Raw genomic sequence first — 16,345 nt, 5'->3', positions numbered from 1 at the left:
CTTCTTTTTTTTTATAAATTTAAGGTATAATAGGAGTTATGGAAAACAAGAAAAATAAATTACTGCTTATTGATGGTTCTTCATTAGCATTCAGGGCTTTTTTCGCCCTCTATAATCAAGTAGATCGTTTTGTGGCTCCGAGTGGCTTACATACCAATGCGATATATGGCTTTCATCTTATGCTTAATAATTTGGTCGAAAGATTAGAACCTAATCATGTTCTGATTGCATTTGATGCAGGAAAAACAACCTTTAGAACGGAAATGTTTTCTGCTTACAAAGATGGGCGAGCACGTACACCGGATGAATTCCGCGAACAATTGCCTTTTATTAAGGAGCTGATTGAAAAGTTAGGCTATAATCATTATGAGCTTAAAAACTATGAAGCAGATGACATTATTGGTACTTTAGATAAAATGGCTGAACTCCCTGAAGCTGGCGATTATGATGTTACAATCGTAACTGGGGATAAGGATTTGATTCAGTTAGTGGACTCAAATACGACAGTCGAAATTTCGAAAAAAGGTGTGGCTGAGTTTGAAAGCTTTACACCGGCTTATTTATTGGAAAAAACGGGCTTAACGCCACAACAGTTTATTGATCTTAAAGGTTTGATGGGTGATAGCTCGGATAATTATCCAGGTGTAACAAAAGTCGGCGAAAAGACGGCTATGAAGTTGCTTCAAGAGTGGGGATCTATTGATAATCTCTATGAGAATATTGATTCACTTAAGAAAAGTAAGATGAAGGAAAATCTTATTGCTGACCGTGAAATGGCCTTTTTATCTCGTACTCTTGCAACGATTGATACGAAATCTCCGATTGAAATTGATCTTGCTGATACTTTGATTAAGCCTGTGGATGCAGCAGAATTGATCAAGTTTTATGATGAGATGGGATTTGCGCAATTCAAAGCCAAACTTGAAACGGCAGAAGCAGATGAAGTTACGCTTAGTTTTGAAGTTGTGGAAGATGCAACAGATATTTTAGTGGACAAAGATGATTTCTTTTATATTGAAATTTTAAATGAGAATTACCACAAAGAAGATATCATTGGGTTTGCTTGGGGAAATGAAGAAAAAGTTTTTGTATCAAAGAATACAGAACTCCTAAAGAATTTCCCTTTTCCTGAAAATACATATGATTTTAAGAAAAATAAAGTTTTGCTTCATCGCTTAGGTATTGAACTACCGACAGCCAAGTACGACAGTATGTTAGCTAAATATCTTATTTCTACAACAGAAGATAATAAGGTTGAAACTATTGGTCGATTATTTGCTAACAAGTATATATCTACTGATGAAGAAGTTTACGGCAAAGGAGCAAAACGTCGTATTCCTGAAGATGAAATTCTTTTCAAACATTTGGCAGGTAAAATTCATGTCTTAGCTACAACGAAAGCGGTAATGATCCAAAATCTCGAGGAAAATGAACAATATCATCTTTTGACAGAAATGGAACTTCCCTTGGCCAACGTGTTAGCTAAAATGGAAATAGCAGGAATAGCTGCTGAAGTGAGCACCTTAGAAGAAATTGGTGCGGCAAATCAGAAGATGATTGCTGATTTAACTGAAAAAATTTATGAACTTGCAGGTGAAGAATTTAATATTAATTCGCCTAAGCAACTTGGAGTCATTCTTTTTGAAAAATTACAGTTGCCGCATGGGAAAAAAACAAAGACAGGCTATTCAACAGCAGCAGATATTTTAGAAAACTTGGCTCAAGACTATGAACTAGTAGCCAAAATACTCGAATATCGTCAAATATCAAAAATTCAATCCACTTACGTGCAAGGGTTGATTCCGCAAATAGCTGAAGATGGCCGTATCCATACACGATATGTTCAAGATTTAACGCAAACAGGTCGTCTCTCCTCGATTGATCCAAATCTGCAGAATATTCCAGTACGCCTAGAAGCTGGACGCTTGATTCGTAAAGCTTTTGTCGCAGCTGAAGATAATATTCTTTTGAGTTCCGACTATTCGCAAATTGAACTTCGGGTTTTGGCACATATGTCTAAAGATGAACATCTTATTGATGCTTTTAATCATGGTGCTGACATTCATAGCAGTACAGCAATGCGTGTTTTCAACATAGACAAGCCTGAAAATGTTACGCCTAACGATCGTCGCAATGCGAAAGCTGTCAATTTTGGTATCTCCTATGGAGAAACAGAATATGGACTCGCTAAACGCTTGAGTATTTCCAATAAGGAAGCAGCAGAGATGATCCAAGCTTACTTTGAGCGTTATCCTGGAGTTGCCAATTATATAGCGGAAACAAAACGTGAAGCCAAGGATAAAGGCTATGTAAGCACGATGTTTAATCGCCGGCGTAAACTGCCAGAAATCAATAATCGCAACTTTATGGTGCGACAAGGTGCAGAACGTCAAGCAATTAATGCCCCGATTCAAGGGTCAGCCGGAGATATCTTGAAAATTGCCATGATTAATCTTGATGCAGCATTGTCAGAAGGCAAGTTTAAAGCCAAATTATTGCTACAAGTTCACGATGAGATTATTCTTGAAGTACCTAAGGAAGAACTTACGGCGGTTCAAAACTTGGTGAAACAAACTATGGAATCTGCAGTAGAGTTAAATGTTCCCTTACTTGCAGATGAAAATACGGGCGACAGCTGGTATGAAGCAAAATAAATTTTTAAAAATAGAAAAAAACACTCTCTAACAATAGAGAGTGTTTTTTTAGTAGTTTTGACTGCTTACCGTACGAATTAACCAGATGAAGAAGGCAATAATCGCTAGTGTGAAAAGGAAATGAGTATTGAAGAAGAGAAAGAGTCCGCCCAGAAAAAGTTTTGCAAGGAAGATAAAAAGAAGCAATGGCAAGATGAACTTAACAAAGCCCTTGAGAAATAGATAAGTGCATAGAATAAAGAATAATAAGAATAGCATAGTCGTTAACCCTCTCGATTTATTTATATCTTTATTATAACATTCTAAAATCTAGGGACAATCAGTCTTTCGAATGAATTTTAAAACTCTCCTTTGTTGTTCGTAAAACTTATGTAGACGAACAGGTGAGGCAAATGTGAAGTTTCAGGAAATTAAAATAGGCAGAAAAATGATATAATAATATGTAACTAAAATTAAGCTATAATCAAAAAATGCTAGGATAAGCTCTCGGAAACGGGAGTTTTCCTGCTTTTTATTTGATTGATAGCGGATACAAGTGAAGGAGAAAAATGAAAAAAGAAAAGTTATGGACGCCAAGTTTTATTATTAATATGCTACTCAATTTTATATATTATTTAGTATTTTATATTCCAACGATTGTTATTGGTACACATGCGATGGCAAAGTATAATGCTTCTGCGGGTACAGCCGGAATTTTGACAGGTCTTTTCATTGTAGGTAGCTTATTTGCACGTCTTTGGGCGGGGAACAACATTGCAAAATGGGGTGTTAAGAAAATGCTCTTTATGGGAACAAGCATTTATTTGCTCTTTGGTTTGGTATACTATCTTGTACCAAGTGTTGAGAGCTTGCTCGTTCTTCGTTTCCTACATGGTATTGGTTTTGGTATAGCAACAACAGCTTCAGGGACTTTAGCAGGAGCAACGGTTCCTTCTTCTCGGCGAGGGGAAGGTATCGGTTATTATGCTTTATCGGTAACGATGTCTTCAGCTATCGGTCCTTTCCTCTCCATGTTTCTTTATGGTAAATATGGTTTTACACTCTTAATTCATCTTTCAAATGTGCTCTTGCTACTTGCACTTATTGGTATCTTCTTTATTAAAGCGCCTCATACAACTGTAGCTAGTTCAGAAAGTATTAAGAAGAAATTTTCTTGGTCAAATTATTTTGAAAAGAAAGCTGTTTCTATTTCTGTAATAGGGATGCTGATAGGTATTGCTTATTCAAGTATTTTGGCATTTATGAATACTTATTCCTCAGAAATTGGGCTTGCAACAGCCGGATCTCTGTTCTTCCTTATTTATGCCTTAGCAATATTGGTTTCACGCCCTGTAACTGGTCGTATCTTTGATATCAAAGGTGATAATTATGTGATGTACCCTGTCTTTATCTTTTTTGCAATTGGCTTGGTACTGATCGGTTGGGCACAGTCTTCAATCATTCTACTGGTGGCAGCTATTTTTATTGGACTGGGTTATGGTTCATTTTCACCTTTTGGTCAAGCTATTGCAATACGTAGCTCAGGCATTGATCGTTTAGGTGTAGCCACATCGACATTTTTTGGCTTTTTAGATATGGGTGTAGGTTTTGGTCCTTTCATCATGGGGCTTCTCGTTCCATTTTTAGGTTATCGTAATTTGTATTATGCATCAGCAATATTTATAGTTTTAATCATTGTAATCTATTATTTCACCCATGGGAAAAAAGTAAAAAAAGAAGCTCAGTAAGAGCTTCTTTTTAATATGCAGTTTGATTCATGCTTCTCTTCGTATCGATTAAGTTTTGATAATAAGCGATAGTAGACATTTCGATATATGGGGTTGTCCAGAATTTAGCAAGACCTAGAGTAATACCTGAGAGGATATACCATAAGATGAAGCTCAACAAGAAGAGGAAATAATCCCCACGTGAGCCACGCATTACTTGAGCAGAGGCATTGAGCACGCCCCAAATACCAGTATAAGTCCCAGATTCTAATTGGTCAAAAAGAATGTAATCTTTTTGTGACCAACCTAGGCCAAGATAGATAGCAAAAGGGATACCAATAATCGTCACTGTTAAAAGACCAATGAGGAGTGCAGTCACTAAGTGAAGAACAAATATTTTTGTCCAACTGCCGTCTTTAAAAGGAGTAAAGACATTTTTAAAGCGTGGATTTTCTCTTTCGCCACGGTATATTTTAATATAGTTGAAACGCGCACCCACAGTGATAACATCTATAATGACCGAAATCATAAGGCCAATCAGCCCGCCGATAAGTATTCCTATGAGTATAGAAAGTAATAGTCCTGTTGTAATAGTATTGGCATCAAAATTATTGACTGTATCCATATTGGAATTATAATTTGATTGGTAAGTCATGTTTGTTGAGATAATTCCCCAGAAAATTGGAATTAAGAACAAACGTAATTTGGCACCAAAGTTTTCTCTCAGAGCATCCTTAGCTCTTTCTTTTAAATCTTTAAACTTCATAGTATCCTCCATTTCTTAGAATACCATAAAAGACGGGGCTTCACAACCAAAAACTTTTAGAGAAAGGAGGTTATAGACTGGCTGGGAAAAATCAAAGAAATTTGGTATACTTGTAGAAGTTTAAAGGAGTTTACATGACTGAACATGCAATAAAATACAGACTGATTAAAAAAGAAAAACATACAGGCGCGCGTCTCGGTGAAATTATAACGCCACATGGGACTTTTCCAACACCTATGTTCATGCCTGTAGGAACACAAGCCACGGTTAAGACACAATCCCCAGAAGAACTTAAAGAGATGGGTTCTGGGATTATTCTTGCCAACACCTATCATTTGTGGCTTCGACCAGGCGATGAGCTTGTTGCTCAAGCAGGCGGTTTGCACAAATTTATGAACTGGGATCAGCCTATTTTAACAGATAGTGGTGGCTTCCAAGTCTATTCTTTAGTACAAAACAAGAAAAATATCAGTGAAGAGGGTGTTAAGTTTAAAAGCCATCTCGACGGTCGCGAACTTTTCCTCAATCCAGAAAAAGCGATTTCTATCCAAAATAATTTAGGTTCTGATATCATGATGAGCTTTGATGAATGTCCACCTTTCTATCAACCTTATGATTACGTCAAAGCTTCTGTGGAACGTACATCCCGCTGGGCAGAGCGTGGCCTAAAAGCGCATCAACGCCCACATGATCAAGGACTTTTTGGTATCGTGCAAGGTGCTGGCTTTGAAGATTTACGCCGCCAATCTGCGCGTGATCTCGTCAGCATGGATTTCCCTGGTTATTCTATTGGCGGACTTGCTGTAGGTGAGTCTCACGCTGAGATGAATGCCGTACTTGACTTTACAACACCGCTTTTACCAGAAGATAAACCACGTTATTTGATGGGTGTTGGTGCACCTGATAGTTTGATTGACGGTGTCATTCGTGGTGTAGACATGTTTGACTGTGTGCTACCCACACGTATTGCTCGTAATGGTACCGCAATGACAAGTTTCGGCCGTGTGAATATTAAAAATGCCAAATATGAGCTTGACTTCACACCCCTTGATCCAGAATGTGATTGCTATTGCTGCTCAAACTACACCCGTGCTTACTTGCGTCATTTATTCAAGGCTGACGAAACTTTTGGTCTGCGCCTTTTAAGCTACCATAATTTACATTTCTTGATTAACTTGATGACAAATGTTCGTCAAGCTATCATGGATGATAATCTTCTAGAATTCAGAGAAGATTTTTGTGAAAAATACGGCTATAATAAGCCAAATGCTAAGAACTTTTAAAAATAAAAAACAGAGAAAATTTACGTTTTCTCTGTTTTTGTTTAAATCCCTCATAAAAATATAATCCAACATCTAAAAATGGTAAAATAAGGGAAAGATTGTCACCATGATTAAGAGGAGGTTTCTCAGAATGTTAAATATTTTGCAGTATGATCCATACCTAGAACCATATAAGGAGGACTTATCCTACCGCTTATTTGAATTTTCAAGAACGAAGAAGAGATTGCTAGGAATGGAGGGGAAACTTACAGATTTTGCCAATGGTCATAAATATTTTGGCTTTCAACAAGAAAAAGAGTATTGGACTTTCCGTGAATGGGCGCCTCATGCTGAAAAAGCTTTTTTAGTAGGGGACTTTAACGATTGGACAGACAAACATGAACTAAAGGCAGCTTATGGTGGTGTATGGGAAATAGCTGTACCAGGAGATTTACCACTTGGTTCCAAGGTAAAGGTTAAACTTGTTATCAACGGAGCTGAAGTTTATAGAGTGCCTTCTTATGCGCTCTATGCTGTTCAAAATGAACATTTCGAACTGGACGGTGTGATTGTTGCCCCACAATATCAATTTCAGCATTCTTCGCCTCTCTTAGAAGAGGAAGCACCACTTATTTATGAAGCTCATATTGGAATTTCTAGTGAAGAGCATAAAATAAATACTTATCAAGAGTTTACACGGGATATTTTACCTCGTATTAAGGCAGCGGGCTATAATACGATTCAGCTTATGGCTATTATGGAGCATCCTTTATATGCAAGCTTTGGTTATCAAGTTTCTAACTTTTTTGCAATATCAAGCCGTTTCGGAAAACCTGAAGATTTGATGGCTTTGATTGATACAGCACATGGGATGGGACTTCGTGTTTTATTGGATGTGGTCCATTCACATGCTGTAAAAAATGTTGGAGACGGTCTGAATCTTTTTGATGGAAGTAGTGATCAGTACTTTCATCAAGGCGCGCGTGGCGAACATGCAGCTTGGAACACAAAGTTGTTTAACTATGGTAAAGATGAAGTTATTCACTTTCTTTTATCTAACCTCAAGTTTTGGTTAGAGACTTATCATTTTAATGGTTTCCGCTTTGATGGGGTCACGAGTATGTTGTATCATCATCATGGACTAGGGACAAGCTTTGATAGTTATAAGAAGTATTTTTCAGCAGAGACAGACATTGAAGCAGTTGTTTATCTTATGCTGGCTACTGAACTTGTCCATCAAGTGAATCCACAGGCAACACTGATTGCAGAAGATATGTCAGCCATGCCAGGAATGGCACTTCCTATCTCTGAGGGAGGGATTGGTTTTGACTATCGCCTTTCGATGGGGGTGCCGGATTATTGGATTAAGCAATTTAAAGAAAAATCTGATGAGGACCTTGATTTAATGCAACTTTGGTGGGAATTAACCACACGACGTCCCGGAGAAAAGAACATTGGCTATGTGGAAAGTCATGATCAGGCTTTGGTTGGAGATAAGACGCTCATGATGTGGCTGGCCAATGAAGCAATCTATGATGCGATGGATATCCACAGTGAATCAATGGTGGTTGATCGCGCCGTTGCCTTGCATAAAATAGTACGCTTGATTACCTTTAGTTTAGCCGGAGAAGGCTACCTCAACTTTATGGGAAATGAATTTGGTCATCCAGAGTGGTTGGATTTTCCAAGAGAAGGCAATCATGATAGTTTTCAACATGCTCGTCGTCAATGGTCTCTCGCAGCAAAGGAGCATTTGCGTTACCAATACCTGCTCAAGTTCGATCATGACATGATTGCTTTAGAAAAAAACTATCACTTTTTGAAACAAAGTGATAGCTTGCAACAATACTGGATAAAAAATGAGAATAAGCTTTTAGCTTATCGTAAGGGAAATTTGCTGTTCGTTCTTAATTTCCATCCGACCATGGAACAACGACTCCAGCTCGATGTGCCTAATCCTCCGACATTTCTTCTCGATACAGATGATCGAAAATATGGAGGATTTGGTCCTCGATCAAGCTTTTCTTATCAAAAAGAAACGGGAAAACTTAAACTTTCATTAGCTGCACGCACAGCGATGGTCTTTCAATTGTAAAAGTTAGAGCGAGCATTGTCTCGCTTTTTTTGTCTATCTGCTTTTCATCAAGAATTTTAGAAATGAAAATTGTATAATAGAAGAATGACTAAAATCGAATTAAAAGCTGGTGAACGTATAGATCAAATCGCGGCATCGAATGTCCAGATTATTCAAAGTCGAGAGGTTTTTTCCTTTTCGATTGATGCTATTCTCCTTGCAAGATTTCCACGCCTTCCAAAAAAAGGAAAAATTGTGGATATGTGTGCGGGAAATGGAGCAGTGGGCCTTTTTGCCAGCTCAATGACTAATGCACATATTACAGAAATTGAATTGCAAGAACGTCTAGCAGAAATGGCACAGCGCTCCATTAAACTAAATGGCTTACAAGAACAAATGACTGTTATCAATGATAACTTGAACAAGTCTTTAGACTATATCAATACCTCAACAGTTGATTTAATTTTTTGTAACCCACCATATTTTAAGCTGGATGAAGCGAGCCATATTAATAATAATCACCATTACACACTTGCACGCCATGAGTTAGCGACAAATCTTGATGAAATTTTTGAAACCAGCAAGCGTCTTTTAAAAACAAATGGTCATTTGGCTCTGGTCCATCGTCCCGATCGTTTTTTTGAGATTATAGATAAAATGAGGGTTCATAATCTGATTCCCAAACGCATTCAGTTTGTTTATCCGAAAGCCAATCAAGCAGCAAATATACTACTGATTGATGCGATTAAAGACGGGAAAGCTGGGGGAGAAGTTTTTCTTCCACCTTTGATTGTACACGGAGAGGATGGCGCTTATACAGAAGAAATTCGTAAAATCTATTATGGTAAAGCATAAACGTTTTAAGATTGATTATGCCAGAGATTATCTGGTATTTTTTTATAAGAAAAAATGTAAAATTTTACAAAAAGACGATTTTTACGAGAAAATATTTTCAAAAAATCTATTCTTATGTTATAGTAGGTATCTATTAAATTTTGGGAGAATTTTATTTAATGAATAAACGAATTTTAACACTTGGTGCACTTGCACTTGCCTCCGTAACTATTCTAGCTGGCTGTCGTGGACGTAATAGTGAATCAGCGGGTGCTGCAACAGACTTAAAGGTAGCACTTGTTCCAAGTACAGGTGGGGTAGATGACCGTTCATTTAATCAATCCGCTTGGGAAGGCCTACAAGAGTGGGGCAAGGAAAACGGTTTGTCACAATCAAAAGGTATCAACTACTTTAACGCAAGTGCTGTTTCTGAATATACAACCAACTTTAACTCCGCTGTTTCGGCAGGTTATGGTTTAGTATTCGGTGTTGGATTCGACCTCCAAGAAGCAACATCGCAGGCAGCAAAAAATAATCCTGATACAAAATTTACAATTATTGATTCAGTGATAAAAGATCAAGACAATGTTGCCTCAGCAACTTTCGCAGATCAAGAAGCAGCTTATCTTGCAGGTGTAGCTGCAGCAAAAACCACCAAAACAGATAAAGTTGGTTTTGTAGGCGGGATGCAATCGGATATTATCACTGCATTTGAAAAAGGTTTCACCGCTGGGGTAAAATCAATTAACCCTGATATAAAAATTGAAGTACAGTACGCGGGTACTTTTACTGATGCAGCCAAAGGCAAAACAATAGCTGCAGCAATGTATGGTTCAGGTAATGATGTTATTTATCAAGCAGCAGGTGGTTCTGGTGCCGGTGTCTTTTCTGAAGCTAAAGCTCTTAATGCTACAAAAAATGAAGCAGATAAAGTGTGGGTTATTGGAGTAGACCAAGATCAAGAGTATCTTGGAAATTATAAATCTAAAGACGGAAAATATTCGAACTTTGTCTTGGCTTCATCTGTTAAAGAAGTTGGTGTTGCTGTAAAAGATATTGCGAACAAAACCAAGGATGGTAAATTTCCTGACGGACAAGTTCTTAACTACAACCTAAAAAATGGAGGGGTTAGCCTTGCCAAAGACAACTTGTCAGATAAAACTTGGAAAGAAGTTGAAGTAGCAAAACAAAATATTATTGATGGTAAAGTTACAGTACCGGAAAAATAAAAAAAACCATCAAAGATGGTTTTTTTGTTTAATAAATCATATCGTAAAGTTCAATCGCTACAAGGTCGATATCATCAAAGATAGCAACATCTTTTTGTTTTGGATATTTGATAGAAAAGGCAGTTTCTTCTGGCACGAAGCTTACAGTTGCAATAACTTCACCTTCGCGCTCAAAGTTGTAAGTTTCTTTTGGATCAGCCGTTTCAATCAAACGATTCAAACGATCCATGATTGCCATCAAATGTGATTTCATTATTTCCTCCAATGCTTATTTTAAGGGACCTTTTAATTGTCCCACAAGCCTTATTTCATATTTTCTTTATCTATTTTAACATAATTCTGTAGATTTTTAGCGAGTTTAGTTGCTTTTTTTGTTAAATATTGCGCCCTAATTTTTTCTCTACGAATAGAACGTTTCATTTGTCTTGACCATCTTTGAGTAACCACATCAAATTCTTCTAAAAAATGCTCAGAATTTTTACGTGCTTGATATTCAACAATGGTGTCTTGATAGAAGTTATAGACTTGTTGTGCGAAGTTTTCTGCAGAAATTTCGTACAATTTTTTAGCAAATTTTTCTTGATCAAGTGTTTGACTTTCTTGTACCGCTGCGACGACCGTATCAACGATTTCTTCATCAGAAGCAAAGAGTCGGCCAAACTCCTTATCATCAATAAGCTCTGTGAGATATGGGTTTACGGTTGCTAAAACACGTGTGCCGGCAGCTAGTGCTTCAAGATAAGTTAAACCTTGCGTTTCAGAAGTTGAGGCTGAAATGAAGAAGTCTGCAGCTTTATAGTAGTAAGCCGTTTTGGTATTTTCTACAGCCCCTGTAAAGACAACGTATTCTTCCATCCCTAGCTCAGCCACTTGATCTTGGAGATTCTTCATATATGGACCATCTCCGACAATGACCAATTTTACAGCAATTTGTTCAACCAACTGTGGCATGGCTGCTACAACTGCTTGAATGTTTTTCTCCGCCGCAATTCGTGAGAGGCTAAGAAGCATTGTTTCATCATCTTTAAGTCCTAAGCTATGACGTAGATCTTGAATCTCCTCGTGAGTAATTTCATCTCGTTTGAAACGAGACAAATCAATCCCTGTAGGAATAATTCGTTTAGGTAAGTCGATACCGTAGCCATTGACAGTATCTAAGACCATTTGGCTGGGGCAAATAATAGCCTCACTACCTCGAAGGAAGTTTTTGATGATATACTTCACCATACTAGGGCGTATCAAATGCCCCTTAGCAATATAATGGACGTAGTCCTCATATTTTGTATGTAAAGTATGGATGACAGGAATTTGAAGCTGTTGTGCGACCATTTTTCCTAAGAGTCCCATACCAAACTCTGTTTGTGTGTGGATAATATCAAGCTGGTAAGTTTGTGCAATCTGATAAGCAGCAAAAACTCCCTTGATTACAATCTTACGTTCAGCAAGTGATACAAATGGCACACTTTGGAAACGTATGATATTTTCAGGCTCATGATCGACATCAGCGTGTGGATCTGTTGTAGTAAAGATAAAAACCTGATGTCCGAGTTTTTCTAACTCAATAGTTAAGCTTTGAATACTTGTAGCCACACCACTAATTTGTGGAAAGTAGCTGTCTGTAAAAATTCCGATTCTCATAGTCTTTCTCTTTTATAACTCCAAAGTTTGGCGATAAGCAGCAGCGAGTTCAGCGGCGACATGTCCAATGGCGCGTGTTTGTGCAACTTGATAGCCTTTTTCTGTTTTATCAATTGTGCCGTTCAGTACTTTTTCGAGCTCAGCTACAAAACCATCAACATCTGTGGCTAAACTAGCTGATGTGGTATCGAGCCATCCTTTATAAACTGGTATATCACGTACCACAACATCTTGATGACTGGCCAGTGCTTCTAAAACTACAATACCTTCGGTTTCCTCACGTGAAGGAAAGAAGAAGGCATCAGCAGCAGTCATTGCTCCTTCATAGATATCCCCTTTGATATAGCCGGGGAAGCGTACATTATCAGGATGGTTCTTTTTAACGATTCGACGTACCCATCCAGGGATGGTCCAAAGGTTTTGATAGCCGAACCAGATGAACTGAACATTTGGCATTTTTTCGGCAACTTTAACGAAATCGTCAATGCCCTTCCGTTTGAAATAAAGTCCGGCACAAATGACCACTTTTTGTTCGTCTTTAATCTTAAAATATTGACGGAAAGCTTCCTCTTTCTCAGGTTTAGCTTGATATTTGTTCAAATCAATCCCATTGGAGATGGGCAAGATAGGACAAGTCAAGCCGTACCCACGTAAAAGTCCAGCTGAATAGTCTGTAGGCGTGATCACCAAATCAGCTTTACGATAAAAACGCATCAAATAGCGTTTAAACAGAGGTGCAATTAAGTTAGAACCGATAAATGAATCTCGGAAATCTTCCTCTGTAGAGTGTCCATGGAAGATAACTTTTTTTCCAGCTTTTTTGGCTTTTTTGAGCATCCGCCAACTTTGAGGCCCATAAGTATTGAGATGGAGAATGTCATAGTCCTCATTGGGATTTTGGGTCCACTCTACTTGCATTAAATCTAATGCTCTTTGTTGATGTTTCATTGCACGACCAATTCCTGAGCGGCTCAAAATTTGTTCGGCTTCTAAATAAAGTAATATTTTCATGCTTATCACTATTTTACCATAATTCTATTAACAAAAAATAAATATTTATTATAATTCCTTATCAAAAAATCCCCTGTTTCAAGGGGATGTAATTTTTTAATTTTGTTTGTCAAAGTTGATATCACTACTTGTTTTATCCAATTTGATATTCGCAGTAGCCTGTTTTCCGTCACGATAATAAGTTACCTTAATCGTATCACCAATTGAAGACTTATAAAGTGTACTTTGAAGGTTCACGCTTGAAGTGATTTCGTCATCATTGATTTTGACAATAACGTCGCCTTGCTTGAGTCCAGCTTTGGCAGCAGGCATTCCTGATTGAACTTCAGCGATAGCAACACCGTTAGTCACGTTTTCAGGAAGGTTAAGTGAAGCTAACATGTTTTGGGAAAGACTTGACAAGTTGACCATTTGTACACCGAGAGCAGGTCGAATAACTTTGCCATCTTTTTCCAACTTATTGATAATGTTAACGACATCATTGGCTGGAATCGCAAATCCCATACCTTCTACAGAGACACCACTACTGCTTGTTCCGCTTGGTGTTGAGGTAATTTTACTTGAGGTAATCCCGATGACTTGTCCTTGAATATTTATGAGTGCACCACCAGAGTTACCGGGGTTAATAGCTGCATCGGTTTGAATAGCGTTAACATTAATTGTTTGGCCTTGGCTGTTTTGCAGTGTAACATTGCGATTTAGACTTGAAACAATTCCTTCTGTTGCTGAGTTTGCATACTCACTTCCAAGGGGAGAACCCACCGCGATAGCGGGCTCACCAACAGTAAGTTTGTCAGAGTTGCCGAATGTTGCTGTTTCTTTGACATACTTAGCATCAATTTTGAGGACAGCTAAATCAGAATAAGCATCAGAACCAACAACTTCAGCAGTAACTTTTTGACCGCCGGCCATGAGAACTTCTAAGGAAGAAGCACCTTCAATAACGTGATAGTTGGTGACGATATATGCTGTATTGCCATCCTTTTTGTAAATAACACCAGAACCCTCTCCAGCCAGCTGTGGCGTATTACTCTCATTGCTACTTGTATCGCCTCCGCCGAAAATCTTCTCAAAATCGTTGCTTGAGGACGATTTTTGGTAATTAAGAACGGAAACAACAGTGTTCGAAATTTTCTTGATTGCTTTTGTAGTATCTGTATTTACTTGGACGTTAACTGTACTTACAGAATTGTCCGAAGTGTTGTTAGATGACGGCGTGTTGGTCATATTTTGGTAGATAGCACTACCTCCGAGAGCGATAGCACCCCCGGCTACGCCTGTAATAAGTAATGAGGCGATATTTTTTTTTGCCATAGTACAAGAATCTCCTTTTCCAGTAAGAAATATTTATACACAAGTATAATGTACATTCCTTAAATAATCTTTAATATAATACTTATAATTGCGGGATACTCACATTTATATAATACCTTAAAAGCCACTAAAATGGAAATGGAAAAAGAAGTTTTCCACACTTCTGTGTAGAACTCAATAATAATTGTGAACAAGTGAATAAAATTCACAGCTTTTCCATAAGAATGTGGATAAGTTGTGAAAAATGTTGATAAATCTAGCTTTCATTTTGCTTTCAACTGGGGAAAAAGATAAAATAGAAGAATGAAGATAAAATTAATTGTTGTAGGAAAGCTTAAAGAAAAGTATCTCAAGGATGGCATAGCCGAATACCAAAAGCGTATGCGCACGATGAATCCTGTGGAAATTATTGAGTTGCCGGATGAAAAAATTCCCGACAATGCTTCAGACAAGGAAAAAGAAGCAGTAAAAAATCGAGAAGGTGAAAAAATATTGGCTCGAATTGATGATGGGGATAAGTTGGCAGTTCTTGCCATTCAAGGCAAGCTAATGACCAGTGAGAATCTGGCCGAATTTGTGAAGAACTGTGAAATTTATGGTACGCGTCACTTAGTTTTAGTTATTGGAGGATCTCTGGGGCTATCTGATGCTGTTTATAAACGAAGTGATTTACAACTATCTTTTGGGCGTTTTACTTTACCCCATCAATTAATGCGGCTTGTGCTTATTGAGCAAATTTATCGCGCACAAATGATAAATAGAGGGAATGCCTATCATAAATGAAAATCATAGAAGACTTTCAGGCCCATGCTGATACAGAAAAGGCAAAGAAGCAAGAAGCTTATTTGCGCAACCAGTTTAAATTTTTAGGGATTTCAACACCGGTTCGTCGCGACTTATCAAAAAGTTTCTTAAAGGAAAAAGCTGAAGAAAAGATAATCGATTGGCAACTTGTTAATCGTTTGTGGTCAGAAGAAGAAAGAGAATTTCAATATTTGGCATGTGACTATCTTCGAAAAATGAAGAAGTATCTAAAGACTACAGATTTACCCCAAATTTATCAGCTAGCAACGACCAAATCTTGGTGGGAAACAGTGGATAGTTTGGATGAGTTGGTGGGAACTCTCTTGCTTAGTGGAAAGATAAAATCACAAGATATTTTGAATTGGTCAATAGATGAAAATTTTTGGATTCGTCGTATCTCAATTGATTGTCAGCTTGGTTTTAAAGAAGCGACAGATACAGAACTCCTGTCCTCCGTAATTCGAAATAATCTGAGGTCAAAGGAATTTTTTATTAATAAGGCTATCGGCTGGGCTTTAAGAGATTATTCGAAGACGCATCCAAAATGGGTCGCCCACTTTCTTTCAGAAAATGAAGAAAAACTTGCAAATTTGTCTTTGCGTGAAGCGTCCAAGTATTTATAGACAGCCCTTACAAAATGTGCTATAATAGTCCTATTGTCTGTGGATAATCAATGTTTTAAAGGAGAATTTAATAAATGAATGTTATGTCTTTGATCTTTATGGTTGTTGTTGTAGGTGGGATGATGTTCTTCATGAACCGTAGCCAAAAGAAAGCTCAACAACAACGTCAAGAACAATTGAACTCAATGGTTATTGGCGCAGAAATCGTAACTATTGGTGGTTTACACGGTGTCTTGAGTGGTATGAATGAAGCTGATGCAACGATTGAATTAGATTGTGAAGGCGTTATTTTAACTTTTGATCGTGCAGCTGTTAAAACAGTAAAAAACAATACTGCTGCAGCACCAACAGTTTCTGAAACAACAGTTGTTGAAGAAACTAAAAAAGAAGATAACCCAATCGAAGAATAAGCAGTAAAAGATAAGTTTAA

14 protein-coding genes are annotated in these 16,345 nt (G+C 37.7%); 9 read left to right on the top strand and 5 right to left on the bottom strand.

The annotated features are described in order from the left end of the window. Positions 1–38: 38 nt before the first annotated feature. Together polA and J0J36_RS09240 are read left to right on the top strand one after the other, a co-directional pair. A complete protein-coding gene (gene polA / locus J0J36_RS09245; RefSeq protein WP_019335280.1) occupies positions 39–2,654 on the top strand; it encodes a DNA polymerase I in 2,616 nt (871 codons plus the stop codon). A 548-nt stretch (positions 2,655–3,202) separates the two neighbouring features. Continuing rightward, positions 3,203–4,381 carry an MFS transporter gene (locus J0J36_RS09240; RefSeq protein ID WP_153925450.1) on the top strand — a complete coding sequence of 393 codons (1,179 nt, stop codon included), beginning with the start codon at positions 3,203–3,205 and terminating at the stop codon, positions 4,379–4,381. Positions 4,382–4,391: 10 nt separating this feature from the next. Here J0J36_RS09240 and J0J36_RS09235 read toward each other — a convergent pair whose 3' ends face one another. Next, entirely contained in the window at positions 4,392–5,126 is a 735-nt protein-coding gene (locus tag J0J36_RS09235) for a DUF975 family protein (protein WP_019291574.1), read from the bottom strand. Positions 5,127–5,260: 134 nt separating this feature from the next. Between J0J36_RS09235 and tgt the strand changes: the two genes are divergently transcribed. From tgt to J0J36_RS09215, 4 genes are all read left to right on the top strand, one after another. Further along, entirely contained in the window at positions 5,261–6,409 is a 1,149-nt protein-coding gene (tgt, locus tag J0J36_RS09230; protein WP_003133524.1) for a tRNA guanosine(34) transglycosylase Tgt, read from the top strand. Between the two features lie 106 nt (positions 6,410–6,515). After that, the gene (locus J0J36_RS09225; RefSeq protein WP_165719072.1) at positions 6,516–8,483 is read left to right on the top strand and encodes an alpha-amylase family glycosyl hydrolase; all 1,968 of its coding nucleotides are present in this window, start codon (positions 6,516–6,518) and stop codon (positions 8,481–8,483) included. An 84-nt stretch (positions 8,484–8,567) separates the two neighbouring features. Beyond that, positions 8,568–9,317 carry a tRNA1(Val) (adenine(37)-N6)-methyltransferase gene (locus tag J0J36_RS09220; RefSeq protein WP_153925445.1) on the top strand — a complete coding sequence of 250 codons (750 nt, stop codon included), beginning with the start codon at positions 8,568–8,570 and terminating at the stop codon, positions 9,315–9,317. Between the two features lie 158 nt (positions 9,318–9,475). Next, a complete protein-coding gene (locus tag J0J36_RS09215; RefSeq protein WP_153925442.1) occupies positions 9,476–10,525 on the top strand; it encodes a BMP family protein in 1,050 nt (349 codons plus the stop codon). Positions 10,526–10,553: 28 nt separating this feature from the next. Here J0J36_RS09215 and J0J36_RS09210 read toward each other — a convergent pair whose 3' ends face one another. The 4 genes from J0J36_RS09210 to J0J36_RS09195 form a co-directional block, all read right to left on the bottom strand. Further along, complete coding sequence (locus J0J36_RS09210) at positions 10,554–10,778, bottom strand: DUF1797 family protein (RefSeq protein ID WP_003133519.1); 225 nt, start codon at positions 10,776–10,778, stop codon at positions 10,554–10,556. Positions 10,779–10,828: 50 nt separating this feature from the next. Continuing rightward, positions 10,829–12,163, bottom strand: coding sequence for a glycosyltransferase family 4 protein (locus J0J36_RS09205; RefSeq protein WP_019291569.1), 1,335 nt, complete (start codon positions 12,161–12,163; stop codon positions 10,829–10,831). 12 nt (positions 12,164–12,175) lie between these two features. Next, positions 12,176–13,174, bottom strand: a complete 999-nt coding sequence (locus J0J36_RS09200) for a glycosyltransferase family 4 protein (protein ID WP_206886708.1) — start codon at positions 13,172–13,174, stop codon at positions 12,176–12,178. Positions 13,175–13,270: 96 nt separating this feature from the next. Further along, positions 13,271–14,488, bottom strand: coding sequence for a S1C family serine protease (locus tag J0J36_RS09195; protein ID WP_019291567.1), 1,218 nt, complete (start codon positions 14,486–14,488; stop codon positions 13,271–13,273). A gap of 303 nt (positions 14,489–14,791) precedes the next feature. On the opposite strand from J0J36_RS09195, the gene rlmH reads away from it, so the two are divergent. From rlmH to yajC, 3 genes are all read left to right on the top strand, one after another. Further along, a complete protein-coding gene (gene rlmH / locus J0J36_RS09190) occupies positions 14,792–15,271 on the top strand; it encodes a 23S rRNA (pseudouridine(1915)-N(3))-methyltransferase RlmH (protein WP_153925439.1) in 480 nt (159 codons plus the stop codon). After that, the gene (locus J0J36_RS09185; RefSeq protein WP_153925436.1) at positions 15,268–15,915 is read left to right on the top strand and encodes a DNA alkylation repair protein; all 648 of its coding nucleotides are present in this window, start codon (positions 15,268–15,270) and stop codon (positions 15,913–15,915) included. The genes rlmH and J0J36_RS09185 overlap by 4 nt, the downstream gene beginning before the upstream one ends. 74 nt (positions 15,916–15,989) lie before the next feature. Then, the gene (gene yajC, locus J0J36_RS09180) at positions 15,990–16,325 is read left to right on the top strand and encodes a preprotein translocase subunit YajC (protein WP_014025468.1); all 336 of its coding nucleotides are present in this window, start codon (positions 15,990–15,992) and stop codon (positions 16,323–16,325) included. Positions 16,326–16,345: the final 20 nt, after the last annotated feature.

Origin of the sequence: Lactococcus sp. LG1074, assembly GCF_017309525.1 — a bacterium.
Classification (GTDB): domain Bacteria; phylum Bacillota; class Bacilli; order Lactobacillales; family Streptococcaceae; genus Lactococcus; species Lactococcus petauri.
This window is presented reverse-complemented; position numbering and strand designations above follow the sequence as displayed.